General features: G+C 69.2%; 28 protein-coding genes. 21 read left to right on the top strand and 7 right to left on the bottom strand.

Going from position 1 to position 24,307, the window contains the following annotated elements; translation table 11 throughout:
* Nucleotides 1-91: 91 nt before the first annotated feature.
* From K1T34_RS02450 to K1T34_RS02435, 4 genes are all read left to right on the top strand, one after another.
* On the top strand, nucleotides 92-574 hold the full coding sequence (locus K1T34_RS02450) for a helix-turn-helix domain-containing protein (protein WP_220242676.1): 483 nt from the start codon (nucleotides 92-94) through the stop codon (nucleotides 572-574).
* A 188-nt stretch (nucleotides 575-762) separates the two neighbouring features.
* Nucleotides 763-1,266 (top strand): SRPBCC family protein, encoded by a 504-nt coding sequence (locus K1T34_RS02445; RefSeq protein ID WP_220242675.1) that lies wholly within the window; start codon nucleotides 763-765, stop codon nucleotides 1,264-1,266.
* A complete protein-coding gene (locus K1T34_RS02440; RefSeq protein ID WP_220242674.1) occupies nucleotides 1,266-2,309 on the top strand; it encodes an LLM class flavin-dependent oxidoreductase in 1,044 nt (347 codons plus the stop codon). Before K1T34_RS02445 ends, K1T34_RS02440 begins: the two co-directional genes overlap by 1 nt.
* A complete protein-coding gene (locus K1T34_RS02435; protein ID WP_220242673.1) occupies nucleotides 2,306-3,076 on the top strand; it encodes a hypothetical protein in 771 nt (256 codons plus the stop codon). The genes K1T34_RS02440 and K1T34_RS02435 overlap by 4 nt, the downstream gene beginning before the upstream one ends.
* On the opposite strand, the gene K1T34_RS02430 is transcribed toward K1T34_RS02435, so the two are convergent.
* The gene (locus tag K1T34_RS02430) at nucleotides 3,021-3,539 is read right to left on the bottom strand and encodes a helix-turn-helix domain-containing protein (protein WP_220242672.1); all 519 of its coding nucleotides are present in this window, start codon (nucleotides 3,537-3,539) and stop codon (nucleotides 3,021-3,023) included. The two genes, K1T34_RS02435 and K1T34_RS02430, sit on opposite strands and share 56 nt — an antisense overlap.
* A 136-nt stretch (nucleotides 3,540-3,675) precedes the next feature.
* On the opposite strand from K1T34_RS02430, the gene K1T34_RS02425 reads away from it, so the two are divergent.
* The 9 genes from K1T34_RS02425 (at nucleotide 3,676) to K1T34_RS02385 (ending at nucleotide 10,517) form a co-directional block, all read left to right on the top strand.
* Complete coding sequence (locus K1T34_RS02425; protein WP_220242671.1) at nucleotides 3,676-4,443, top strand: DUF899 family protein; 768 nt, start codon at nucleotides 3,676-3,678, stop codon at nucleotides 4,441-4,443.
* Between the two features lie 61 nt (nucleotides 4,444-4,504).
* The gene (locus K1T34_RS02420; RefSeq protein WP_220242670.1) at nucleotides 4,505-5,194 is read left to right on the top strand and encodes an MFS transporter; all 690 of its coding nucleotides are present in this window, start codon (nucleotides 4,505-4,507) and stop codon (nucleotides 5,192-5,194) included.
* Between the two features lie 80 nt (nucleotides 5,195-5,274).
* The gene (locus K1T34_RS02415; RefSeq protein WP_220242669.1) at nucleotides 5,275-5,880 is read left to right on the top strand and encodes a triacylglycerol lipase; all 606 of its coding nucleotides are present in this window, start codon (nucleotides 5,275-5,277) and stop codon (nucleotides 5,878-5,880) included.
* Nucleotides 5,881-6,032: 152 nt separating this feature from the next.
* Nucleotides 6,033-6,359, top strand: coding sequence for a 2Fe-2S iron-sulfur cluster-binding protein (locus K1T34_RS02410; protein WP_220242668.1), 327 nt, complete (start codon nucleotides 6,033-6,035; stop codon nucleotides 6,357-6,359).
* A gap of 95 nt (nucleotides 6,360-6,454) precedes the next feature.
* Nucleotides 6,455-7,738: a Rieske 2Fe-2S domain-containing protein gene (locus tag K1T34_RS02405; protein WP_220242667.1), complete on the top strand. Its 1,284-nt coding sequence runs from the start codon at nucleotides 6,455-6,457 to the stop codon at nucleotides 7,736-7,738.
* A 19-nt stretch (nucleotides 7,739-7,757) separates the two neighbouring features.
* Nucleotides 7,758-8,234 (top strand): hypothetical protein, encoded by a 477-nt coding sequence (locus K1T34_RS02400; RefSeq protein WP_220242666.1) that lies wholly within the window; start codon nucleotides 7,758-7,760, stop codon nucleotides 8,232-8,234.
* On the top strand, nucleotides 8,231-9,073 hold the full coding sequence (locus tag K1T34_RS02395; RefSeq protein ID WP_220242665.1) for a 3-methyl-2-oxobutanoate hydroxymethyltransferase: 843 nt from the start codon (nucleotides 8,231-8,233) through the stop codon (nucleotides 9,071-9,073). Before K1T34_RS02400 ends, K1T34_RS02395 begins: the two co-directional genes overlap by 4 nt.
* 11 nt (nucleotides 9,074-9,084) lie before the next feature.
* Nucleotides 9,085-9,939 carry an alpha/beta fold hydrolase gene (locus tag K1T34_RS02390; RefSeq protein WP_220242664.1) on the top strand — a complete coding sequence of 285 codons (855 nt, stop codon included), beginning with the start codon at nucleotides 9,085-9,087 and terminating at the stop codon, nucleotides 9,937-9,939.
* Nucleotides 9,936-10,517, top strand: a complete 582-nt coding sequence (locus K1T34_RS02385; RefSeq protein WP_220242663.1) for a 2,3-bisphosphoglycerate-dependent phosphoglycerate mutase — start codon at nucleotides 9,936-9,938, stop codon at nucleotides 10,515-10,517. Before K1T34_RS02390 ends, K1T34_RS02385 begins: the two co-directional genes overlap by 4 nt.
* On the opposite strand, the gene K1T34_RS02380 is transcribed toward K1T34_RS02385, so the two are convergent.
* Together K1T34_RS02380 and K1T34_RS02375 are read right to left on the bottom strand one after the other, a co-directional pair.
* The gene (locus K1T34_RS02380; protein ID WP_220242662.1) at nucleotides 10,498-10,938 is read right to left on the bottom strand and encodes an RpiB/LacA/LacB family sugar-phosphate isomerase; all 441 of its coding nucleotides are present in this window, start codon (nucleotides 10,936-10,938) and stop codon (nucleotides 10,498-10,500) included. The genes K1T34_RS02385 and K1T34_RS02380 overlap by 20 nt on opposite strands.
* Before the next feature lie 3 nt (nucleotides 10,939-10,941).
* Nucleotides 10,942-11,883 carry an ABC transporter substrate-binding protein gene (locus tag K1T34_RS02375; protein ID WP_220242661.1) on the bottom strand — a complete coding sequence of 314 codons (942 nt, stop codon included), beginning with the start codon at nucleotides 11,881-11,883 and terminating at the stop codon, nucleotides 10,942-10,944.
* A 78-nt stretch (nucleotides 11,884-11,961) separates the two neighbouring features.
* On the opposite strand from K1T34_RS02375, the gene K1T34_RS02370 reads away from it, so the two are divergent.
* From K1T34_RS02370 to K1T34_RS02355, 4 genes are read left to right on the top strand one after another with little or no spacing between them, the layout of a single operon-like run.
* Nucleotides 11,962-13,107 (top strand): zinc-binding dehydrogenase, encoded by a 1,146-nt coding sequence (locus tag K1T34_RS02370; protein ID WP_220242660.1) that lies wholly within the window; start codon nucleotides 11,962-11,964, stop codon nucleotides 13,105-13,107.
* Complete coding sequence (locus K1T34_RS02365) at nucleotides 13,104-13,814, top strand: 4-carboxy-4-hydroxy-2-oxoadipate aldolase/oxaloacetate decarboxylase (RefSeq protein ID WP_220242659.1); 711 nt, start codon at nucleotides 13,104-13,106, stop codon at nucleotides 13,812-13,814. The genes K1T34_RS02370 and K1T34_RS02365 overlap by 4 nt, the downstream gene beginning before the upstream one ends.
* Nucleotides 13,811-14,809, top strand: a complete 999-nt coding sequence (locus K1T34_RS02360) for an amidohydrolase family protein (protein WP_220242658.1) — start codon at nucleotides 13,811-13,813, stop codon at nucleotides 14,807-14,809. The genes K1T34_RS02365 and K1T34_RS02360 overlap by 4 nt, the downstream gene beginning before the upstream one ends.
* Nucleotides 14,810-14,813: 4 nt before the next feature.
* Nucleotides 14,814-15,800 carry an ABC transporter substrate-binding protein gene (locus K1T34_RS02355; RefSeq protein WP_220242657.1) on the top strand — a complete coding sequence of 329 codons (987 nt, stop codon included), beginning with the start codon at nucleotides 14,814-14,816 and terminating at the stop codon, nucleotides 15,798-15,800.
* Nucleotides 15,801-15,804: 4 nt separating this feature from the next.
* On the opposite strand, the gene K1T34_RS02350 is transcribed toward K1T34_RS02355, so the two are convergent.
* On the bottom strand, nucleotides 15,805-17,043 hold the full coding sequence (locus tag K1T34_RS02350; RefSeq protein ID WP_255638254.1) for an NAD(P)/FAD-dependent oxidoreductase: 1,239 nt from the start codon (nucleotides 17,041-17,043) through the stop codon (nucleotides 15,805-15,807).
* 97 nt (nucleotides 17,044-17,140) lie between these two features.
* A complete protein-coding gene (locus tag K1T34_RS02345) occupies nucleotides 17,141-17,875 on the bottom strand; it encodes a FadR/GntR family transcriptional regulator (protein ID WP_220242655.1) in 735 nt (244 codons plus the stop codon).
* Between the two features lie 178 nt (nucleotides 17,876-18,053).
* On the opposite strand from K1T34_RS02345, the gene K1T34_RS02340 reads away from it, so the two are divergent.
* Genes K1T34_RS02340 through K1T34_RS02330 form a run of 3 tightly spaced genes read left to right on the top strand, consistent with a single transcriptional unit; the run spans nucleotide 18,054 to nucleotide 20,802 of the window.
* Entirely contained in the window at nucleotides 18,054-18,926 is an 873-nt protein-coding gene (locus tag K1T34_RS02340; RefSeq protein WP_220242654.1) for an ABC transporter ATP-binding protein, read from the top strand.
* Complete coding sequence (locus K1T34_RS02335) at nucleotides 18,923-19,783, top strand: ABC transporter permease (RefSeq protein ID WP_220242653.1); 861 nt, start codon at nucleotides 18,923-18,925, stop codon at nucleotides 19,781-19,783. Before K1T34_RS02340 ends, K1T34_RS02335 begins: the two co-directional genes overlap by 4 nt.
* 38 nt (nucleotides 19,784-19,821) lie before the next feature.
* A complete protein-coding gene (locus tag K1T34_RS02330; RefSeq protein WP_220242652.1) occupies nucleotides 19,822-20,802 on the top strand; it encodes an ABC transporter substrate-binding protein in 981 nt (326 codons plus the stop codon).
* Nucleotides 20,803-20,874: 72 nt separating this feature from the next.
* Here K1T34_RS02330 and K1T34_RS02325 read toward each other — a convergent pair whose 3' ends face one another.
* Nucleotides 20,875-21,753: an AAA family ATPase gene (locus K1T34_RS02325; RefSeq protein WP_220242651.1), complete on the bottom strand. Its 879-nt coding sequence runs from the start codon at nucleotides 21,751-21,753 to the stop codon at nucleotides 20,875-20,877.
* On the bottom strand, nucleotides 21,750-22,820 hold the full coding sequence (locus K1T34_RS02320) for a cupin domain-containing protein (protein WP_220242650.1): 1,071 nt from the start codon (nucleotides 22,818-22,820) through the stop codon (nucleotides 21,750-21,752). The genes K1T34_RS02325 and K1T34_RS02320 overlap by 4 nt, the downstream gene beginning before the upstream one ends.
* A 97-nt stretch (nucleotides 22,821-22,917) precedes the next feature.
* Here K1T34_RS02320 and K1T34_RS02315 point away from each other — a divergent pair, with 97 nt between their 5' ends.
* The gene (locus K1T34_RS02315) at nucleotides 22,918-24,162 is read left to right on the top strand and encodes an MFS transporter (RefSeq protein WP_220242649.1); all 1,245 of its coding nucleotides are present in this window, start codon (nucleotides 22,918-22,920) and stop codon (nucleotides 24,160-24,162) included.
* Nucleotides 24,163-24,307 lie beyond the last annotated feature (145 nt).

The raw sequence follows: 24,307 nt of genomic DNA, 5'->3' as shown, positions 1-24,307 counted from the left end.
GCGGAAGCGCTGACAGTGCACGCATTCACGCCCCGAGCACAGCGATTTTTACACCCTTCAGTACTGGTCTCGTCCGAGGTATAGTTGCATCATGCGCAGGAAGAGCTTTGCTGATTTCGACTGTTCGATCGCCCAGACGCTCGAGGTCGTCGGCGAGTGGTGGACGTTGCTCATCGTCCGCGACCTGTTCGGGTTCAAAGGGCACAACCGGTTCGAGGAGCTGCAGGAAGATCTGGGCATCTCCCGGAACATCCTCACCGAGCGCCTCGAAGGACTGATCCGCAACGGCGTGGTCGAGAAGCGGGCGTACCAGGAGAACCCGCCTCGGTACGAGTACCACCTCACCCGCAAGGGCAAGGACCTGTTCCCGATCATCATGGCGCTGCTGAACTGGGGCGATGCGTGGGCGACCGGCCCCGACGGGCCCCCGGTGCTGCTGCACCACACCACGTGCGGCCACGACGCCCACGCGGTCGAGACGTGCTCGCACTGCGGCGAGCCGTTCACCGGGCGGACCGTCGAAGGGCGCGATGCCCCGTACGTCCGGCAGAAGGGGAGGCGATTCGCCTCCTGATCCGGGCTCACCACGAACCCCGGCCCGGGGCCCGCCATCGCGACACGCGATGGCGGGCCCTTTTTGTGGAGCGGATTGGTACGAGCGAAGAGAAGTCGCAGAAACTCGGCGGGTTTCGCTGCATTGTGGACGCAGCTTGTAAGTTCTATAATAGAACTCATTGACAATTCGATCAAGGAGCGGCTCCGATGATGTATGCCGATCTTCCGACTGCCCGGGCCACTGTCCAAATCAACGCCACCACCGAAGCGGTCTGGGCTCTTGTCAGCGACATCCACCTGATGGTGAAACTCAGTGAAGAGCTGCTGGAAGTGACCTGGCTCGACGGTGCGGGCGAACCCGGCGTCGGCACGAGGTTCCGCGGGCGCAGCTTCCACGAAGCGCTGGGCGAGTGGGAATCGACTTCGACGGTGATCGAGTTCAAGCCGAACTCCGCGTTCACGTGGGAGGTCAACGCCGGCCAGGACGTGCGACCGTCGTCGGTCTGGGGTTTCTCCGTCGAACCGTGCGCGGTGGGCACCGAGCTGAGCCAGTGGGGGCAGATGGGCCCGGGCCGATCCGGCCTCAACCACGCGATCGACCGTCTGCCGCACAAGGAGGAGAAGATCGTCGCCAACCGGATCGGGGAATTCCAGGCCGGGCTGGAGTCGAACCTGCGCCTCATCAAGGAGCTGGCGGAGGGAGCGCGCTGATGCGCACGGCGACGACGATCGAAGCGCTGGTCGGTTCGTGGCAGGACAACGTCACGCTGGCCGTGGAGGCGGAAAAGCTCGGCCTCGACGTCTGCTGGATCTCGGAGGCCTGGGGTTCGGACGCGCCCTCGCCGCTCGGGTACCTGGCGGCGCGGACCAACCGCATGACCCTCGGCAGCGGCACGATCCAGCTGGCGACGCGCACCCCGACGCTCATCGCGATGACGGCGATGACGCTCGCGGACCTGTCCGGCGGCCGGTTCGTGCTCGGCCTGGGAAGCTCGGGCCCGCAGGTCGTGGAGGGCATGCACGGGGTGCCGTTCGACCGGCCGCTGCGCCGGATGCGGGAAACGATCGACATCGTCCGGCAGGTGTTCGCCGGCGTCAAGATCAAGCACAGCGGAGAAGTCTTTTCCGTGCCGCGTGCAGGCGGCGAGGGGGTTCCGATGCGCACCTCGCTGCCGGCGAACCCGGACATTCCGATCTACGTCGCAGCGTTGATGCCGAAGATGCTGGAGCTGGCCGGTGAGATCGCGGACGGCTGGCTGGGCAGCAGCTTCGTGCCCGAAGGTGCTTCCGCCTACCTCGACGCGCTGAGCGCCGGGGCTGCGCGCGGAGGGCGGACGCTCGCCGAAATCGATCTCTGCCAGGGAGCCGAGGTGCACTTCGTCGAGGACGAAGGACAGCTCGCCGCAGTCGCCGCGACGCGCAAGAAGGATCTCGCCTTCAGCCTCGGCGGCATGGGCTCGGCCACCACGAACTTCTACAACAGCGCGTACAGCCGTCAAGGCTGGTCGGAAATCGCAGCCGAGGTCCGGGAGCTCTGGCAGGCGGGGCGGCACGCGGATGCCACCGCCCTGATCACCGACGACATGATCTTCTCGACCACGCTGATCGGCACCGAGCACATGGTGCGGGAGCGGCTCACCGCCTGGCGGGACCGCGGTATCACGACTGTGCGGTTCTATCCGGCGGGCGCGACCGTTGCGGAGAAGCTGGACAATCTCGGCCGGGCCATCGACCTCGCCCGCAACCTCTCGTGACCCCGAGCTCACCGCCCGGCCTCGCCGATCTGCTCGGCCGCGCGCGGATGACCGTCGGCACGACCACGTCCCTGACCGGTGACACGTTGAGCAGCTCCGGTGTGGCGGTGTGGTCGGGCGAGGCGAGCGTGACGATCGCGTTGGCGGACCGGGCTGATGCCGAGGGGGCGTTCCTGTCGGAGTGCCGTGCGGCCGACGGCAGCGTGACAGGCACGTTCTTCGAAGCAGGCGGGCTCCTCGTCGACCTCCAGAACGCGGGCGACGTCGTCGGCGAACTGGGCTCCCACCGCGGCTTCACCGCGTTCGGCGTGCTCTTCGGCGAGCCGGACGGTTCAGGGTACGGCCGGCTCTCCGAAGCGCTCGACGGGTCGATCACGGCGTCGGGCAGCCACGTCGTCCTCATCGGACACGTGGTGCTCGCGCCGGCGTGGCGCGGTTCCGGCGGCGTCGGCAGGCTCCTCACGAGCCGGCTGCTGCAATGGCTGTGTGCCGAGCCCCGCCTGATCGCCGTGGCGCCGTCCGTGAACACCCGCGGCCGGGTGCCCTGCCGCGCCCGCAGAATCTGGGCCTCCCTCGGCTTCCACCCCTACGACAACAACATCTGGATCCTCGACCCGGCGACGTCCGACCACGACGACGCCGTCTTCGACCTGGAGACCCGGTTGCCGGGCCGGGTCACCTCCGGCGGGCCGTGCGAATGTGCGGCCGGAATCACCGAGTGCGGAGGGGCTCCAGCAAGCGGTGCGCTTCGGAGAGCGCTTCGCTGACGAAGTCGTCGGCGTGATCGTCGTAGCCGGGGCCGGGAAGGACGACGAGGTCGGCTGGGGCGACCGTGCGGCCGCACGCCGTGCACGACCCGTCCGGCGCGAGGAGTCCGGAATCCGGCACGTGCCGGAACACCCGGCGCGGGCCGTTCTCCGAGCAGTGCTCGTTGCCCCAGGCGAGCAAGTCGCGGACGACCGGCCACAGGTCCACCCCTTTGCCGGTCAGGACGTATTCGCGGTAACCGTGGCTGCCGGGCGTCTCCGCCAGTACGCCGGTCTCGAGCAGGCCTTCGAGGCGCTCGGTCAGCACGGCGCGAGACATGCCCAGGTGGGCCAGGAAATCTCCGAAGCGGCGCACCCCGAAAAAGGCGTCGCGCACGATCAGCAGCGTCCAGCGTTCGCCGACGATCTCGAGGCTGCGCGCCAGGGAGCACTGCTGAGCCGCGTAGTACTTGGGGAGGGCCATACGTTCATGCTAGCAGGGAGAGTTCGTTGACCGAACCATCTCGTCGTGCTCTAATGGCCCCAGAGAGTCTGGTCAACGAACTATCTCGGCGACGCGCCTGTGGAGCGGGCGTGGAGCCACGGAAAGGACGGCAGTCATGGCCCTCGTGGGCGGTCCGCGTGACATGAAGAAGTGGTCGGAGATCCTTCGCGACGCGGGCGTCCGATTCCCTGGTGAGTCGAGCGAATACCGCGAGGCGCGGGATCGGCTGCTGGAATCCGAGGCGCAGCTCAAGCTGCTGGCCGAGCAGGTCTCGGCACAGCGCCGTTCGCTGCCGGTGGGCGGAACCATCGCCGAGAATTACGTCTTCGAGTCCGGAGTGGACGGTGCTCCGGTGAGGTTCTCGGAGCTGTTCGAGCCGGACCGGAACACACTGGTCGTCTACAACATGATGTTCCCGCGCTGGGCGGACGACCCGCGAGCGGGAGCGGCGGAGGGCAAGACCGCCGAACTGCCGCTGGTCGAACAGCCGTGCCCGTCGTGCACCTCGATCGTGGACGGGCTCGAGGGTGCGGCCTTCCACCTCGCCGAGCGGGTCAACCTCGTGGTCGTGGCCAAGGCCGACGCCGATCGGCTCGGCGCCTACGCCCGGGAACGCCACTGGCGCACCATCCGCGCGGTGTCGTCGAAGAACAACACCTTCAACCGCGACTACCACGCGGAAACCCCGGACGGCGTGCAGATCCCGCTTCTGCACGTGTTCACCAAGGACGAGGACGGCATTCACCACCGGTGGACGAGCGAGCAGGTCTTCGCCCGCGGCGATTCCAGCGCCGTGGACGCGATCTCGCCGATCTTCGGCGCGCTCGACCTGACTCCGGAAGGCCGTGGGGACCTGGCCGCCTACCCCTCGCTGCAGTACTAGACCGGTCACCCGTGGGGACGTAAAAGCGGCTCGCAGCCCCCTTGACGGCTTCGGCAAGCCAGTGGTTCACAGCTCGTCCGAGATCAGCGCCGCCGCGGCGGCGCTGATCTCGACGTGTTCGGCCGCCGAGCGGCCGGCGCCGCGGCAGGACGCGGCGTTCGCGCCGCTGTACCTGCAAGACTCGCTGGGCCTCTCGCTGGGGCAGGCGAGCGCGTTCATCGCGGTGAAGCAGGGCTTCGCGATCGTCGTGGTCTACATCGGACTCGGCGCGCTCATGAAGGCGATGATCCGCCGCGGCGTGTCGACCCGGCACGTGCGGGGCACGGTTTCCGGCGTGTGCCTCCTCGTCTCGGGCGCCTCGGCAGCGGCGTTCGTGCTCGTTCCGGGCGTGGTGGGGAAGCTGGTGTTCAGCTGCCTCAGTGTGCTGGCGGTGGTGATCTTCGCGGTGTCGCAAACGGTGTGTGCCGAGATCACGCCGATCACCCAGCGCGCCGGTGTCCTCGGCGCGTATGGCGCGGTGTACTCGCTGGCCGGCGTGATCGCCCCGGCGCTCACCGGCCGGATCGCCTCGGCCCAGTGCGAGGTGTCGGGCCTGCAGACCTCGTGGCTGATCCTGGCGGTGCTCCTGGTGATCTCGGGCGTCCTCGCCATCGTCTTCATCCGCCCTGGCCGCGACGCGGCGCGCGTCGCCGCCCGGCTGGCCGCCGGAGAGCTCCGGCCCGGAGTGCCCGAACCCGCGGTGGTGGACTGAGGAGAACCGGTCCGGCTTCACCTGAGGAGCCGGACCGGGTCGCCGGTTTCGACGGCGAACGCGGCGAGACGAGGAGGAACGTGAAGAACGCCGGAGCGCATTTCGTGCTCGTGCACGGAGCTTGGTACCAGGCCTCGTGCTGGGAGAAGATCGTCCCGCTGCTCGAGGCGGCGGGGCACACCGTGGACGCGGTGAACCTGCCCGGCCGTGACGGCGGCCAGGCGATCGAGACCGTGACGCTCGACGATTGCGTCGCGACGGTGCGGGAACGCGTCGAGGCGGCCGCTCGGCCGGTGGTGCTGGTCGGGCACAGCATGGGCGGGCTGACCGTCGCCCAGGTCGCGGAGCAGGTGCCCGACCGGATCGCGCGGCTGGTGTTCCTGTGCGCGTTCGTGCCGGGAGACGGCCAAATCCTGGCCGACCTCACCGCGCGGCCGGAGTTCCGGTCGTCGCTGGCCGCGCGGTACCAGCGCCGGGACTTCGGCAAGGGCGTGTACACGTTGCCGGCGGAGCATGCACCCAAGGTCCTGTTCGGTGCCTGCGCGCCCGAGGTCGTCCGCGAAGCGGTTGACCAGCTGGTTGCGGAAAGCCTCCTGTCTCAGCCGGAGAAGCTCGCCGAGGTGTTTCACCGGCTCGCCGAACCGGCAGGCTCCCCGGCTGTCGGCCCAAGCGAAGTCGGCGCTTGACTGGGGTTCCCGGTTCGAGTCCTGGCGGAGAGCAAAAAAGCCCAAGTCACCGACTTGGGCTTTTTTGGTTGTCTGTGGCTCTCCTGGCGTCTTGCGCCCCCGGGATCAACCGGTATATTGGTAAGTCCATTAGTCAGCGGCTAGGAGTGGACATGCCGAAGGTCGTGTACGTCGACGACGCCGGCGAGGAGCGGGCGGTCGACGCCTCCGTGGGGGAGAGCGTCATGAGCGCGGCCGTGCGCGCGGGGGTGCCGGGGATCATCGGCGAGTGCGGGGGCTGCCTTTCGTGCGGCACCTGCCACGTATGGGTGCGCGAGGAGTATCTGGATCAGGTCGGCGAAGTCGGTGACATGGAGGACGACCTCCTCGACCTCGCGATCGGCGACCGGCGGGCCGGGAGCCGCCTCTCGTGCCAGATCGAGGTGACGCCGCGGCTCGACGGGCTCACCGTCGACGTGCCCGGAGAGCAGGTCGTCTGACCTCGGCGCGGAGAACTCGCCATTGCCAGTGGTTCAATGGTCTGATATTCAATCCTATAACGGCTTCGCGATCGCCGGTGCGAAAGGACTTCAGCGTGCTCCGAACAGAGATCAACGAACTGCTGACGCAGACCGGGCCGGGCACCAAGATGGGCGCCCTGTTCCGGCGCTTCTGGCAGCCCGTTCTGCTGGCCGAGGAGCTGCCCGCCGACGACTGCCCGCCGGTGCGGGTCAAGATCCTTTCGGAGCGGCTGATCGCCTTCCGCGACTCGGAGGGCCGCTACGGCCTGATGGACGAGTTCTGCGCGCACCGCGGCGTCTCGCTCTGGTTCGGCCGCAACGAGGCCGGCGGCCTGCGCTGCCCGTACCACGGCTGGAAGTACGACTACACCGGTCAGGCGATCGAGGTTCCGAGCGAGCCCGAGACCAGCAACTTCTGCGCCAACGTCAAGCTCAAGTCCTACCCGATGGTCAAGCGCGGCGACGTGCTGTGGGCCTACTTCGGTGATCCGGAGACGCAGCCGCCGCTGCCGGAGTGGGAGTTCGTGACCGTTCCGGAGGGGCAGGCCTTCACGTCGAAGCGCTTTCAGGAGTGCAACTGGCTGCAGGCGCTCGAAGGCGGCATCGACTCCAGCCACGTCACCTTCCTGCACTCCGGCAGCCTCGACAGCGACCCGCTCTTCAAGGGCTCCAAGGGAAACGCCTACAACCGCGCGGACCTGAAGCCGTTCTTCGAGGTCGTCGACTACGAGGGCGGCCTGCTCATCGCCGCTCGCCGCAGCGCGGAGGAAGGGCACTACTACTGGCGCGTGACGCCGTGGGTGCTGCCGAACTTCACCATGGTCCCGCCGCGCGCCGACCACCCGATGCACGGCCACTTCTGGGTGCCGATCGACGACGAGAACTGCTGGGCCTGGAGCTTCGACTACCACCCGACCCGCCAGCTCGACAGCGAAGAGGTGTCGGCCATGCGGGCAGGTCTGGGCGTGCACAGCGCGAACGACGAGAACTACCGGCCGCTCGCGAACAAGGACAACGACTACCTCATGGACCGCGACGCGCAGCGGCGCGGCGAGACCTACTCCGGCATCAAGGGCATCGCGCTGCAGGACTCGTCGCTTCAGGAGTCGATGGGGCCGATCGTCGACCGGACCAAGGAGCGGCTCGTCGCCACCGACGCGGGCATCATCAAGGCGCGCCAGAAGCTGCGCAAGGCCGCGCTCGCGCTGGCCGAGGACGGGGTCGAGCCGGCAGGCAACCGGGCCCAGGACCAGAAGGTGCGCTCGGTCGCGGTCGTGCTGCCCGCCGACCAGTCCTTTGTGGACGGCATCGGCGAGGCGATGGTCGCCAAGCCGGGCGTGCGGCAGACCACGGTCTGAGACGGCGAGGAACGCAGTGTTGCAACGTGGCTTGGTCAGCAGTTGTGCCCGCGCGGCGACCGCCGAGGAAGCGGCTTTCCGGATCGACTACCCGTTGTCCGCCGCCCGCAACACGCGGGTGGTGGCGCTGGACGAAGCGGCGAAGGACATCGTCGGGCGAGCGGCCGCCGAGGAGTGGGCTCAGGCGCGGTTCTACTCGGCTTCCGGCGCCGGTGACGAGCTGGTCACCATGACCGGCGACCGGGTGGCGCTCACCGATGAGCTGCGCGACAGCAACACCGTCGTGCTGGTTTCGACCACCGGTGAGAACGCGGAGGCGGCGGCCACCATCGGTGCGGCCTGCACGGTGCGCGGGATCATGACGGCCGGCCTGGTCGTGACCTCCGACGGAGTCGCGAACGAGGCACTGTTCTCGCTGCGTCCGCACGCCCGGATCCTCTTGGTGCCCGCCGAAGAGGACGATCTGTTGGAACTGCTGAAAGCGACGCGCGCATGAGCCCCCAGAGCGATCCGGCCGGCAAGGTCACCATCCCGGCTCTGCAGGCGATGAAGGCGCGTGGCGAGAAGAGCGTCTGCATCGTCGCCTGGGATTACCAGATGGCGCGCATCGCCGACCGGGTCGGCGTGGACATCGTCTCGGTTGGCGACACCGTCGGGGTCAACCTCTGGGGGCAGCCGCATCCGCTCGAGATCACCTTCGACGAGGTGCTCGTCGTCGCGAAGGCGGCTCGGCGGGGAGTCCGGCGAGCGCTGCTCAGCTGCGACTTCCCGTTCGGCCCGCTGCAGCAGGGCGCGGCCAGTGCGGTCGACGCGTCGATCAGGCTGGTCAAGGAGGCGGGCGTCGACCTGGTGAAGCTCGACGGGGCCGCCGACTTCCCGGAAGCGGTCGAGGCGGTGACCAGGGCGGGCATTCCGGTCTTCGCGCAGTTCGGGATCACGCCGCAGACGGCCCTGAAGTACGGCATCGAATACTCGGCGGCCAGCGTCGCGCAGGTGCCCGACGGGATGCTCGACGAGCTGGTCGCGGAGGCCAAGCGGCTCGAGTCGGCGGGAGCCGTCGCGCTCAACTTCACCAACTCCGGCCCGGTGGTGGGGCCGGCGGTGGTGGACGCGGTGTCGATCCCCGTACTCGGTGGGTTCGGGGGCGGTCCGTGGCTCGACGGGCGCATCCGCATGGCCACCGCGGCCATCGGCTACAACGCCGCCAACGTCGACAAAGAGATCGACACCTACGCCAACGTCGCGCGGATCACGTTCGACGCGCTGACCGAATGCGCCGCGGACATCCGGGGCGGCCGGCAGATCCGCGGTGGCATCAAGGTGCCGCAGAGCTGAGGAGTACGAGCATGCCCGTGGCCGTGCTGGACGGGATCGCTACGCGTTACCAGACCGTCGGTGACGGCCCGCCGCTGCTGATGTTCAGTCCGGGCGGCTTCGATTCCAGTTTGGACAATTGGACCGGCTTCGGGCGCTACCGTGAACTCGGCTTCGTCGACGCCTTCGCTCCCGAATACACCTGCGTCGTCTTCGACCGACGTGAATCGGGGCGCTCGGGTGGCCGCATCGAGCGGCTGGAGTGGCCGGTCTACGTCCGCCAGGCGCTCGGGCTGCTCGACCACCTCGGCATCGACGCGGCGCACACCATGGGCGGCTGCGTCGGCTGCTCGACCGCCGCGGCGCTCGCCGTCGCGGCACCGGAACGCGTGCGCAGCATGGTCCTGTTCTCGCCGGCCGGCGGGCCCCGCTACCGGATGGCGCAGCACCGCCGGTTCGTGCGGCACCTCGCCTACGTCGCCGAGCACGGGCTGCCGGCCGTCGTCGACCTGGCCCGGTCGACGACCGCCGGCTTCAGCACCGACCCGCGGGTGGGTCCGTGGGCCGCGCCGCTGCGCAGCGACGAAGCCTTCGCGAAGGCGTACGCGGCCTTCGACCCGGCGCGCTACGACCTGCTCGTGACCGGCTCCGTGCGCGGCCTCTTCGACCGCGACACCGTTCCGGGCGTGGAGCCGGAGGACCTGATGACCTGCGACGTGCCCGCGTTGATCGTGCCGGGGCAGGACAGCTCGCACGCCCCTTCGGCCGCGCGCTACCTCCAGGAGTGCCTGCCGGTGCACGAATACTGGGACGTTCCGGTTTCCGAGCAGACGGCCGAGACCGCGCCCGCGCGAGTTCTGGAGTTCCTCCGCGGGCACGACCGGTGACTCCGCTCGTCCTGCTGCGCCACGGTGAGAGCACCGCCAACGCCGGGGACCTGTTCGCCGGGCACCTCGACGTGCCGCTGACGCCGGCCGGCGCCCTCGAAGCGCGAGCCGCCGCGGAAGGACTGGCCGGCTGGGTCCCGGACATCGTGCACTGCTCGCCGCTGGCCCGCGCCGCAGACACCGCCGCGATCGTCAGGAGCCGGCTCTCGCCGACCGTCGCGGCCGAGTACCACCCGGCTCTCGTCGAGCGGCATTACGGTGCGCTGCAAGGACTTCGGCGGGCCGACGCGCGGGCGCGGTTCGGTGCCGAAGCGGTCGCCTGCTGGCGGCGTTCGCCGGCCGGTCTGCCTCCCGGCGGCGAGAGCCTCCAGATGCTCCACGAGCGGTTGCGGCCGTATTGGCTCGAAGAGTTGCTGCCGCTGCTGGAATCGGGCCGGTCAGTGCTCGTGGTCGCGCACGGCAACTCGCTGCGCATGCTGCTCGCCCACGTGAGCGGGCTGGACGTGGCCGACGCGATCGGCGCAGAGGTGCCGACCGCCGTCGCGTTCCGGCCGGAAATCAGGCTTCCAGCGCGGTGATCTGGTCGATCCGGTCCTGGTGCCGGCCGCCCTTGAACGGAGTCGACAGCCACAGTGCGAGCAGTCGTTCCGCTTCGTCGTCCGAGATGACCTTCGTGCCGATCACGAGCACGTTGGCGTTGTTGTTGCCGCGCGAGATCTCCACCATGAACGTGGTGTGCCCGAGTCCCGCGCGCACGCCGCGGATCTTGTTGCAGGCGATGACTTCGCCCTGTCCGCTGCCGCCGAGCACGAGGCCGGCGTCGGCGCGGCCGTCGGCGACCCGCCGGCTCACGTCGGCGCACAGCGGTGGGTAGTCGACGGTGTCCGTCGCGCTGTGCGAGCCGCGGTCGTCCACCTCGTGACCGTGGTCGGTGAGCCAGGTGGTGAGGCGCTGCTTGAGGTTCACGCCGTGGTGGTCGGCGGCGATCGCGATGCGCATGGCTCAGCCCACCAGTTCGCGCGTCGCGGGGGCGAACATCGACTCGACGTCCACCGGTTTCGTCAGGATGTGTTGCGCCGCCGCCTGTTCGGCCAGGAGTTCGAGGATCGCGCGGTTGGGTTCGATGCCGTAGGGGAGCGGGTCGGTGGTGCCGGTCTCGGCCATCACCCGCGCGTACATCCGGTCGTCGGCGGTTTCGACGACGCCGGCCCGCAGCTGCTCGACGTAGTTGCGCTTGGACTCGGCGAACGCGTCGAACACGGCCTTCGCGACGTCCGGGTGCGCGTCGAGGACCTCGTCCTTGACGACGACGAGGTGGTTGATGGGGTAGAAGCCGCGTTCGCGCAGCGCGGCGAACCCTGCCTCGACCGGTTCGGCGATCAGGGGCACGACCTCGGGAGAGTCCACTTTGGCGTTGACGACCGCGTCCAGTTTTCCGGCCAGCAACATGTCCTCGAGCTTCTTCCCGGATCCGGCCGGCTCGACGTTCGCGGGCGGACGGTAGGACTCCACGTGCTCGTCACCGCTGAGGACCCAGGTCACCGAGTCGAGATCGAGGCCGTGTTCGAGCGCCATGATCGCGCGCGCCCAGACGCCGGTGGTCACCGTGTAGCCGCGGCCGACGCCGACGCGTTTCCCGGCCAGCTGCCCAGGCTCGGTGATGCCGGAGTCCTTCCGTACGAGGACCGCGCCGTGGTGGAACCCGCGGACCAGGAAGACGGGGAGCGCGGTGAAGCCCACGCCGTGCTCACGCGCGGTGAGATAGGTCGTCAGCGCCATCTCGCAGACGTCGTAGGCGAGCTCTCGGACCATCCGCCGGAACCCGTTGACGAGCACTGGTTCTTCCCTGAACGCCAAGGGAAACCCGGCAGGGACGACCTCGCCGTCGGTCAGCGCGCGGTTGTTGCCCTGGGTACGCGTCACGGTCAGCAGGTGCTCGGCCATGCGGCTCCTCGCTTCGTCTGGTGGACTACCTCGCTGATGGTATATTGGGCTGTCCATTCTGCCAACGAGGGAGATTCGATGGTCCAGACTGTGCAGGCGGCCGTCCGCGTCGCGGCGAGCACGACGGAGATGCAGGAATTCCGGCTCCCGTCGATCGACGAGGACTCCGCCCTGCTGCAGGTGGAGGTCGCGGGGATCTGCGGGACGGACGTGAAGATGTACGCCAATCCGCCCGCGGTGATCCAGGGCCGGGTGATCATGGGCCACGAGAACGTCGGCGTCATCGCACAGGCCGGGGCGCGGTTCAAGCGACGCCACGGCCTTTCCGAAGGCGATCGGGTGTTCGTCGAGCACTACGTCGGCTGCTTCAACTGCGACTGGTGCCGCCTCGGCGAGTACCGGCACTGCGAGGCGACGGACTGGCGCACCAACCCCGACGGCCGGCGGTTCGGCTACACCTCCGCGGAAAACCCCGGCACGCTGTGGGGCGGGTTCAGCGAATACATGTACCTGCCGTGGAACTCCGTGCTGCACAAGGTCCCCGACACGGTCACGCCCGAGCTCGCCGGCATGGTCATGCCGCTGTCCAACGGCATCGAGTGGGCGCTGCTCACCGCCGGCGTCGGATACGCCGACACCGTGCTGATCCAGGGCCCGGGCCAGCAGGGCCTCGCGCAGCTGGTCGCGGCCAAGACCGCCGGTGCCGCCCAGATCCTGGTGTCGGGCACCACGCGCGACAAGCACCGCTTCGACCTCGCGAAGGAACTCGGCGCGGACGAGGTCATCGACGTGGTCACCGAGGACCCCCGCGAGAAGATCATGGACCTCACCGGCGGCCGCGGCGTCGACATCGTGCTCGACTGCACTTCGCGCGCCGGCACCGCGCCGGTCCTGCTCGGCGTCGACGTCCTCAAGCGTCGCGAAGGCACGCTCCTCATCCAGGGTGAGCTGGCCGCGTTCCCGGACTTTCCGGTCAAGAAGGTCACCGAGAAGGCGATCACGATCAAGTCCGCGCGCGGGCACTCGTTCCGCGCCTGCGAGCTCGCCGTGGACCAGCTCGCCTCGCGCCGCTTCCCGCTGGAGAAGCTGGCGACCCACCGCTACGGCATCGACCAGGTCGACCACGCCATCCGCGTGCTCGCCGGCGAGACCGACGAGGACGCGATCCACATCTCCCTGATGCCCTCGCTGGTCGGCCAGGCCGGTGGGGCGGTCGTCCGATGAGCGGGATCGTCGTCACGAACCCGCCGCGAACCGGCCCGGAGACGCGTGACGGCCTGGGCCGGTTCGGGGTCGCGACCATTCACGAAGCTCAGGGCCGCACCGGGCTGATGGCGTCCACGCTGAACCCGATCTACCCGGGTGCGCACGTGGCGGGCACGGCGGTGACGGTGAGCGTGGCGCCGTGCGACAACTGGATGATCCACGTGGCCGTGGAGCAGAGTCAGCCCGGTGACGTGCTCGTCGTCGCTCCGACGTCGCCGTCGGACGCGGGCTACTTCGGCGAGCTGCTGGCGACCTCGCTCAAGGCGCGTGGGGTGCGGGGCCTGGTCATCGACGCCGGCTGCCGCGACATCGCCGAGCTGCGCGAGCTGCCGTTCCCCGTCTGGTCCCGGGCCGTGTCCGCCGAGGGCACGGTCAAGGAAACCCTCGGCTCGGTGAACATCCCCGTCGTCTGCGGTGGCCGGCTCGTCGAGCCGGGTGACGTGATCGTCGCCGACGACGACGGGGTGGTGGTCGTGCGCCGCGCCGACGCGGACGAGATCCTCGCGGCGTCGGCTGCGCGGGAGGACAAGGAAGCGCGCCTGCGGGCCCGCTACGCGGCGGGAGAGCTGGGCCTTGACGTCAACTCGATGCGCGAGCGCCTCGCCCGCAAGGGCCTGCGGTACGTGGAGCACGACGCGTACCTCAAGGAGGTGCGCGACCGGTGATCATCGACATCCACGGTCACTACACGACAGCCCCGCCGGCGTTGAAACAGTTCCGCGACGCCCAGCTCGACGGTGAGCGGGCGGCACTGGCGCCGGTGACCGACGACGAGCTGCGCGAGAGCGTCGAGGGTAACCAGCTGCGTGTGCTGCGGGAGCGTGGCGGCGACCTGACGTTGTTCTCTCCCAAAGCATCCGGTATGGAACACCACGTGCCCGACGCCGGCGTGGCGAACGCCTGGGCGCGCGCGTCCAACGACCTCGTCCACCGCGTCGCCGAGCTCTACCCCGAGCACTTCGCCCCGGTCGCGCAGCTTCCGCAGACGCCTGAAGGCAATCTCGGCGGCGTCACGGCCGAGATCCGCCGGACCGTCGGCGAACTCGGTTTCGTGGGCGTCAACCTGAACCCGGACCCGTCCGGCACCTGGGCGGGCAAGCCGATCACCGACGAGTCGTGGTTCGGTGTCTACGAGGTCCTGACCGAGCTGGACGTGCCCGCGATGGTGCACGTCTCGACGGCGTGCAACGCGAACCACCACACGCTCGGAGCGCACTACCTCAACGCCGACACCAGCGTCTTCACCCAGCTGCTCGAGTCGAAGCTCTTCGACCGGTTTCCCGGTCTGCGACTGGTGATCCCGCACGGCGGGGGAGCGGTGCCCTACCACTGGGGACGCTACCGGGGCCTGGCGATGCGCAACGGCTGGCGCGACCCGGCCGAGCTCCTGCCGAACGTCTTCTTCGACACGTGCGTCTACCACCAGCCCGGCATCGACCTGCTGCTCGATGTCCTGCCCGCGAAGAACGTGCTCTTCGCGTCCGAGATGCTCGGCGCGGTGCGCGGGGCGGACCCGGAAACCGGCATCGCCTGGGACGACACGTTGCAGTACGTCGACCGCGCCGGGCTCGCCGGCGAGGACCTGGCGGCGGTGTACGAGAACAACGCTCGCCGGGTCTACCCCCGGCTCGACCGGCGGCTCGCCGCCGCAGGAAGGTGACCCGATGAGCCGACTGGACCTGACATTCGCGTGCGGCGACTACGACCGCACGCGCGCCCTCGAAGACGGGTCGATCCGGCCCGACGGCATCGACCTGACGTACCTGCGGCTCCCGGTCGAGGAGACGTTCTTCCGCATGCTGCGCCACGGCGAGTTCGACGCTTCGGAGATGTCGCTGTCGACCTACGTCGCCTCGCTCGACCGCGACCCGGCGCCGTTCGTCGCGCTGCCGGTGTTCACGTCGAGGATGTTCCGCCACGGCGGCGTCTTCATCAACACCGCGGCGGGCATCGAGAAACCGGCCGATCTCGTCGGCAAACGCATCGGCACGCCCGAGTTCCAGCTCACCGCGGGCGTCTGGATCCGCGGCATCCTCGCCGACGCGTACGACGTGCCACTCGACTCGGTCACCTACCTCACCGGTGGCCAGGAAACGCCGGGGCGGATCGAAAAGGGTGCCGTCTCGACCCGCTTCGACGTCCAGTCGATCCCGGCGGGCCGGACGCTTTCGGACATGCTGGCCACCGGCGAGATCGACGCGCTGCAGAGTCCGCGGATCCCGAGCTCGTACGTCGCCGGCGACGGTCGCGTCGCCCGGCTCTTCCCCGACACTGTCGCGGCGGAGAAGGAGTACTACGCGGAGACCGGGATTTTCCCGATCATGCACGTGGTCGCCCTGCGCCGCGAGGTCTACGAGCGGCACCCGTGGGTCGCGCAGTCCCTGACGAAAGCGTTCACAGCGGCCAAGAACGAGGCGTACGCGCGGATCTACGATGCCTCGGCACTGCGGTTCATGGAGCCGTGGCTCAACCAGCACCTGGAGGACGCGCGGAGCCTGCTCGGCCCCGACTACTGGTCCTACGGGCTGGACGCCAACCGGCACGTGCTCGACGTGTTCCTCCGCTACCACCACGAGCAGGGGCTCTCGGCTCGCCTGCGCACCGCGGAAGAACTGTTCGCGCCGGAGTCGACGGAGTCCTTCGTCATCTGACTCGTCAAGCCGCGCGCAGGAATTCCTTCAGCGCCACCTCGGTGTCGGCCGCGACGTGCTGCGGGACGGTGCGGCCGGCCTCGAGCAGCTTGCGCACGGCCATGTAGTCGCGTGGTGCGTTGACGGCGTCGATCGCGATGAGGCGCCCGCCGCGATAGTAGAAGAGCGAGAACCGTTCACTGCCGGGGTCGCCCCGTAGCACGGTCTCGTCGTAGCCGCTGCTGATCCCGGCGATCTGCAGTTTCAGATCGGCCTGGTCGGACCAGAACCACGGGATCCCGGGCGCGGGAGCGGCCAGGCCGAGCAGGCTCGCGGCCGCCGTCTTCGCCTGCGCGATGGCGTTGGGTACGGACTCGAGGCGGAGGGCGCCGTGGTCGGGGTGCGCGACGATCGTGCAGTCGCCCGCGGCGACCACACTGGGGGTGCTGGTCCGGGCGGACTCGTCGACCATGATCCCGCCGGCGCAGGCGAGCCCGATCTGCTCCGCGAGTTCGGTGTGGGGCACCAGGCCGATCCCGACGACCACGACGTCGGCGGGAATGGTGCGGCCGTCCGAGAGCCCGACACCCGTCACCCGGTCGCGGCCGAGGAGTTCGGTCACGCCGGTCGACAGCACGATTTCGGTGCCGCGCCGCCGGTGCGCGGCGAGGTAGAAGCCCGACATCTGCGGCGCGACGGCGCGGGCGAGCAACCGGTCGGCCGCTTCGACCACGGTGACGTTCCGGCCGGCGGTGGTGGCGGCCGCGGCGGCCTCGAGCCCCACGAAGCCCCCGCCGATGACCACGACGTCGCGGGCGGCCGCGAGGTCGTGTCGCAGCGCCATCGCGTCGTCGACATCGCGCAGGTAGTGGACGCCGGCGAGCTCACTCCCGGGGATCCGGAGGCGGCGTGGCGTGCCTCCGGTGGCCAGGGCGAGCCGGTCGAACTCCACCGTCCGACCGGACCGCGTGACCGCGAAGCCCTCACCGAGCTCGGGATCGGTGAGGGTGATCTCGTCGATCCATTCACCTCGGACGAGCTCGATCCGCTGAGCCTCGTAGAAGTCCCGGCCGCGCAGTGCCAGCCGCTCCTCGGGCAGTTCCCCCTTGAGGAACGCCTTGGAGAGCGGGGGCCGCTGGTAGGGCAGCCGGTTTTCCCCGCCGAGCAACGTAATCGGTCCCGAAGCACCGAGTTTGCGCAGCGAGGCGGCCAGCTCCACTCCCGCTTGGCTCGCGCCCACCACGAGGGTGCTGCTTCCCTTCACCGCCATTACTCCTCCATTGGCTAGTCCATTGGACCTTAGCGGAAGACGGCGTCCGGTGCGAGGGGTGTTTCCGAGGGTGGCGCGGGTTTTCCCGGTGCTACTCGGCCTCGTGCGACACGCGTTGCGCGGTCCGGGCGATGTGTTCGCTCATGACCCGCTGAGCGGCCGCGAGATCGCGGTTGCGGATGGCCTCGGCGAGCTCCCGGTGTTCGCCGGTCCCGCGCGCGCCCATGATGGGGGCCTGCTCGCGGGCCTCCCGCAGGGACATGAGGAGCGGGCCGTGGAAGCTCTGGATCAGCATCGTCAGCGCGGTGTTGTGGGCGCATTCGGCGAGCCGGATGTGGAACCGCGCCGAGATGTCCACCGCGTGCACGCCCTCGTCGACGGCGGTCTGCCCCTCCTCGACGAGCTTGAACAGCGCGTCGATGTCCTCGTCGGTCGCCCGCTCGACGATCAGGGGGAGGGCGCCGATCTCGACGATCTTGCGCGCCTCGGTCACCTCGCCGGCTGTGAGCACGGACATCGAAAGGAGATCGGCCAGACCCTCGCCGACGCGGTCCGTGCTCGGCGCGGTCAGGAAGGCGCCGCCGTGGGCGCCGACCCGGATGGTGACGAGTCCGGTGGCTTCCAGTACGCGAAGTGCCTCACGCACGGTCACCCGGCTCACGCCGAAGCGCTGGCACAGATCGCGCTCGCTCGGCAGCCGGTCGCCGGGGATGAGAGAACCGTCGCGGATCAGGACCTTGATCTGGTCCACGATGACCTGCGACACCCGCGAGGTGCTCACGCGGCTGAAGAGGTCGTCCTTCGCACCGCGCCCTGTTGCAGCCATGTCTCCACCTCGTCATGGTCGATGCCGGAAATGCACCGTAGTTTAACAGTCAATGGTCTGACCTTACGGCACTAGCCCTGGTCAGGGACGGCCGCGCTGCTCCGGCCGGTCACGACCTGGCCAGAAAACTCAGTTGGACCATTGCTTTGGACTGACAATTAGTCCTACGCTCCCCTCCATGCTGAGCCGAGACAAGCCGGCACTGTCCAGAACGGCAGGCCGTGATGCTGCGCACATCGATGTGGGGGCCACGGGCGGGATCGCACACCTCGAGGCCCGGGGTGTCGCCATCGACTACGCCAAGCCTGGGTCGAAAGAGGTGACGACGGCCGTCGAGCAGTGCGACCTGACCTTGGGGCGGGGGGATTTCGTCTGCCTCGTCGGGCCTTCCGGCTGCGGCAAGACCACGTTGCTCAACGCGGTCGCCGGGTTCGTCCAGCTCGCCGAGGGCGATCTGGAGCTCGACGGGCGGCCGATCCCCGGTCCGGGGCCCGACCGGGCGATGGTGTTCCAGCACGCCAACTTGCTGCCGTGGCGGACCGTTCAGGCGAACGTCAGCTACGGCCTCGAGCTCACGAAAAAAGTCAAGAAGCCGGCGGCCAAGCAGCGCGCCGACGAGCTGCTGGAGCTGGTCGGACTCGCCGGCGTGGGGCAGCAGTACCCGGCGCAGCTCTCCGGTGGCATGCAGGCCAGGGTCAACCTTGCCCGCGCGCTCGCGGTCGAGCCGGAGATCCTCTTGCTCGACGAGCCGTTCGCCGCGATCGACGCCCAGACTCGTGAGGTGCTCCAGGTCGAACTGCTCAGGGTTTGCGCCGCACGCGACGTGACGGCGCTGTTCGTCACCCACGACATCACCGAGGCCGCGTTCCTCGCGGACCGGGTGTGCGTGTTCAGCCCGCGGCCCGGTCGCATCGTCAAGGAGATCACGGTGCCGTGGGCTCGCCCGCGGTCGCACGAGATCCGGCGGACGCGCGAGTTCGCGCAGCTGCGGGACGAGATCGCCGATGTGCTCTACGGCGCCAAAGCCGGTGCCGGGGAGGGAGCCCGATGAGCGTCACCTCTTCGCCAAGGCCGGCCTCGCGAATCGAGTCCCGGCCGGCGCGCCGGAGCCCTCGCGCGGGCCAGGCGGCCCGCCGCCGGCTGCCGTCGTGGCTCAGCGAGCAACGCCTGTTCGGCGTCGGCGCCGTCGTCGTCGTGCTCGTCGTCTGGGAGATCATCGCGCTGCTGCGGATCCAGCCGCAGCTGATCTTGCCCGGGCCGGTCGACGTCATCAACGCCTTCGGGGCGATGATCCAAGGTGGGCAGATCTGGATCGACCTGTGGACCAGCGCCCAGGAACTGCTCGCCGGCCTCGCGCTGGCGGTGGTGATCGGGCTGCCGGTGGGGCTGCTGATCGGCTGGTACAAGCGCATCGCCTGGGCGCTCAACCCCTTCGTCAACTTCCTCTACGCCACGCCGCGCATCGCGCTGACGCCCCTGCTGATCATCTGGCTCGGCATCGGCAGTTCTTCGAAGATCGCGATCGTCTTCCTGATGGCGCTTTTCCCGGTGCTCATCAACACCGCGCAGGGCGTCCAGTCGCTCGAACAAGGAACCGTGCGCGTAGCGCGGTGTTTCGGGGCGAGCGACCTCCAGCTGTTCCGCACCGTGGCCCTGCCCGGCACCGTCCCCTTCATCGCCAGCGGGATGCGGCTCGCGGTGGGCCAGGCGCTGATCGGTGTCTTCGTGGCCGAGCTCAGCGGCGCGCAGCACGGTGTCGGCATGACGATGAACACCGCCGGCCAGCAGTTCCAGACTGCCACGGTCTTCGCCGGCCTGTTCATCTTCGCCGCGGCCGGAGTGATTCTCACGGCGCTGCTGCGCCGGGTGGAGAACCACTACGCGGCCTGGCGCCTGAGCAACGACTGACGTTTCCCGTCCCCGCCCATCCCCAGAAGGACAGAACAATGAAGTTCAAGTCTGGCGCCTTCGGCGTCGCCATTTCCGTGGCGCTCGCGACGTCGTCTCTCACGGCCTGCGGCGGTTCGTCGGACGCCGGAGCCGGCGGTGTCATCACCGTCAGCTACAGCGAAGAGGTCGCTGACGAGCTGCCCCTGTGGATCGCTTCGGAAGCCGGCTACTTCAAGGAGCAAGGGCTCGACGTCAAGCTCATCAAGCTCGACAGCAACCAGGGGTACCCGGCGCTCATCGCCGGCCAGACGCAGCTCGCCTCGATGGGTGGTTCCCAGATCGTGGCCGGCACCGCGGCGGGCGGTGACGTGAAGGTGCTGGCCGCGCTCACCCCGGTGCTTCCGTACCAGATCTACGCGAACGTGCCGACCGCCGCACAGCTGAAGGGCAAGAAGATCGGCTACACCACGAAGAGCGGCTCCCAGTACATCGGCACTCTGCAAGCGCTGAAGAAGCTGGGCATCAACCCGACCGACGTGAACCTGGTGCCGCTGGGTTCGGTGACGAACGTCAACAACGCGCTGCTGGCCAAGACCATCGACGCCTCCGCCACGCACCCGCCGGCCAGCCTCAAGTTCGAGGACGCCGGGCTGCACATGGTGATCGACATGGCCAAGGAGAAGATCCCCAACATCAACGTGGGCATCTCCAGCACGTCCGAGTACCTCAAGGACCACCCGGACGTCGTCGGGAAGTTCATGGCCGGCCTCAAGAAGGGGTTCGACCGCGAGCGCTCCGACGAGGCGTATTCGACGAAGATCCTGGGCGCCCACCTCGGGGTCACCGACCAGCGCGCGCTCGACGCGACCTGGAAGTACTACGCCGGCGAGGTCCTCACCGACCCCCCGGTGGCAACGGTGGACCAGCTCAAGTCGTCCCAGCAGTCGCTGGAGGGCTCGGTGAACGGGGTCGACAAGGTCGACCTCGCGTCGCTGATCGACTCGTCCTTTGTGGACAAGGCGTTCGGGAGCAAGTAGACAGCGCACGGGAAACGCGCGGTGCCGGGTCGGTCGTCGACCCGGCACCGCGCGTTCGTCCGTCGCAGGGCGTCAGCCGTCGAGCTGCGTCGCGTGGCGCAGGTCGTCGGCGGTGAGCAGGTTCGGGTCGAGCGCGACCTCGGTGCGCACTGTGAGCGCGGCGAGGATCGACTTGCGGACCCGCCGGCCGTCGAGACCCCGCAGGCCTTTGGCCAGCTCCGCGCGGAGATCGGCGTCCCGGGCGAGCGGCGTCAGGCCGGGCCACTGCTCGGCCAGCTCGGCCAGCGACGACGCCACGATCTGCTCGATGACCTCGTCGTCGGGCAGCGTGGTGTTCATGACCAGATCGGCCCGCGAGAGCACCGCCTCGTCGACCGCGTCGACGAAGTTGGTCGTGGCCACGAGAACCAGGTGCGGGCACTGCGCGCGAAGCTGGTCGAGACCGGACAGCACAGCGTCCGTCGCGCGGTGCACGTCGACCGGGTTGGTCTCGAACGACGCCGAACTCCGGCGTACGGCCAGAGCTTCGACCTCGTCGATCAGCACCACGGTGTGGGGTCTCCGCGCGGCGATCTCGGGCAGGGTGTCGAGGAACAGCCGCGAGACGGCCCGCTGGCTTTCGCCGAGCATGTCGCTCGGGAACGCGTGCGGGTCGACCTCGACCAGCGTCGTGGCGCCACGCGGGGCCATTTTCCGTGCGGCGGCCTGCGCGAGCCCCTGCGCGAGCGTCGTCTTTCCCGTACCCGGAGGGCCGGCCAGCACGATCAGGCCGTGCGGCGCGCCGGAGAGCCCGCTCAGCAACCGGCCCTGCCGCAGGACGAGCAGCGCGGTGCCGAGCAGCCTCTCCTTGGTGCCCGCCGGCACGATCATCGAGTCCCACGGCCCGTCGTGGTGGTCCGAGGGGAGCGCGTGCAGTCCGACGACTCCGGGCGGGAGCGTCCGCTCGCTCACGGCCAGGACGGCCGGTCGAGGGCGGGCCACACGACCGTGTTGACGTCGCCGGCCTGGGCATCGCGGATGTGGTCCGGCGGCTCTTCGAAGAGCACCGCGGGATCCATCAGCGCCCGCATCGTCTCGAGCAGGCTGTCGAACATGTGGATGCGCACGACCCGCGCGGTGTTCTCCGCGGAGTCGTTGAAGTGCTGGTGCCACAGGAAGTGGTCGACCACGATCAGGTCGCCCTTCTTCCACGGGTGGTTCTCCCCGCCCTCGGGTTCGGTGCCGAGGTAGGAGTGGCCCTCGCCTTCGAGCACGTACAGCCAGGCCTCGCCGGCGTGCCGGTGCATCGACTGCCGGCGGCCCTGGCCGATCTCGAACATCGCCATCGTGATACCGGAAGCCTGGTACCCGATGGCGCGGTCGAGGAGGAAGGTCGTGCGGGTGCCGCGCGGGGTGTTGAGCATCTCGAGCTCGTCCCAGTCGGTGTGGAGCCGACCGCTGCGGCGCTTCTGCTGCTCCTTGCCGAGACGGCGCAGACGACGGGCGTACGCGTCGTCTCCCTGCACGTCGGGAGCGCTGAACTCGGGCCGGCCCGGGAGGTTCTCGAACGGCTCGTGACCGCGGTCGTCGAGGACCGACATGCCCATCGTGGCGAGCAGCGGCTCGCTGGAGAACGTGAGGTAGCGGAACGTCTCGTCGCCGTCGTTGCCCGAGCGGTGCCACGCCCACGCCGGGATGTGGGCCGAGTCGCCGGGGGCGACGGTCACCCGCTCGCCGTCGACCTCGAGCCAGCCCCGGCCGCCGACGCCGAGCACCATGGCGTCCCAGGAGTGCCGGTGGATCGTGGTGACGACGCCGTGGTCGACCTCGTGCACGAGGGCGTCGATGGAGCGGGTCGGATTGTCGCCGTCCTCACCCATGTAGACGCCGGTGCGCATGCCTCGCGCGGTCTGCTCGAGTTTGACGTCCTCACCGCGGATGACCGTGCGGTGGTTGTCGCGCCAGTCTTCGAGGAACTTCGCCCGCCGGGCTTTCTGCTGGTGATAGTGGGTGGTCTTCGTCGTGGTCTTCGTCGACACCGAGCCTCCAGATTGGCCGGACCATTTTACCTTTCGCATTGTGGTCCGCCGGGGGCCCTGCGGCAAGCGTGGACTTTTGGTCATACCATCAGGCATTATGGCGGGCATGAAGGTCGCCGAGGTCCTGCGCAACCGCGACTTCGATTTCTACTGGGGCGGCGTCGTCCTCTCGCAGATCGGCAGCCGGGGAACGATCGCGGCCAACCTTTACCAGGTCTACGAGCTCTCCGGTTCGGTGGCGCAAACCGGGCTGGTGGGAGCCGCGCAGGTCGTGGCGCTGGTGGTGCTCAGTCCCCTGGCCGGCGTCTACGCGGACCGGGTGGACCGGCGCAAGCTCCTCCAGTGGTCGCAGGCCGTGGCCATGGTCGTGGCGCTCGCGCTCGCGGCGACGAGCTTCGCCGGCCACGTCGACGTCGTGCAGGTGGTCGGCTCGGTCGTGCTCACCACCGCGGCGGCCAGTTTCGACCAGCCCGCCCGCCAAGCCCTGATCCCGGCCCTGGTCCCACGGGCGCAGCTGCCGCAGGCCTTCGCGTTGCTCAACCCTTCCCGAGAGCTCGCCGTGCTCCTCGGCCCCGCGCTCTCCGGTGTGCTCATCGCCGTCAGCGGGCCAGGCCTGATGTACGCCGTCGACGCGGTGACCTACCTCCTGCTGATGGTCACCCTGGCGCTGCTCCGGATCCCGCACCTGCCGGGGTCGGGCGAGCACATCACGCTGCGCGAGCAGTTCGTGGAGGGCGTCCGGTTCGTCCTGGGGAGACGGATCGTGTGGCAAATGGTGCTGCTCGACCTGGTGGCGACGGTCTTCGCGGCCTACCGGGTCCTCCTGCCCACGCTGGCGATCGACCGATTCCACCTGGGCGCCACGGCGTACGGGCTGCTCTCGGCAGCACCGTCGGCGGGAGCTCTCATCGCGACGTACACGGTCTTCCGGGTGGTCGCCCGCAGCAAGCGGCTCGGCAAGGTCCTCCTCGCTTCGACGATCGCGTACGGCCTTAGTGCCGTCCTGCTCGCCTGGTCCGCCGGGCTCGTCGTCGCGCTGGTCGCCTGCCTGCTGCTCGGCGCGTTCGACGCGATGGCCACGACGATCCGGCAGGCGGCGGTGCAGCTCGAGACGCCGGATTCGTTGCGCGGGCGGGTTTCCGCGATCTACCAGATGGCCTCACGCGGCGGCCCTGCTCTGGGCGACACCGTGATCGGTGGCGTCGCGGCGGCGGCCGGTCCCGTGCTCGCGCTGATGATCGGAGGGCTCGCGACCGCGGCCTTCGCCATCGCTCACTTCGGCCGGGCCAACCCGGTGCGCACCTACGCCGCGGCACGGGCCGAGGAGCCGACGCAGGCCTGATCTGCGGCCGACGTGGAGCGCGGGGCCCGCGGCCACGCGAGTGTGACGACTTCGCACAAAATGCCACATTCCGGTAGTGCGGATCCCCTGGCCGTGGTCTGATGACCTCCGCGATTCGCGAGGGAAGGTCGTGACCGTGAGGGGA

Source organism: Amycolatopsis sp. DSM 110486, from assembly GCF_019468465.1.
Lineage (GTDB): Bacteria > Actinomycetota > Actinomycetes > Mycobacteriales > Pseudonocardiaceae > Amycolatopsis.
This window is presented reverse-complemented; position numbering and strand designations above follow the sequence as displayed.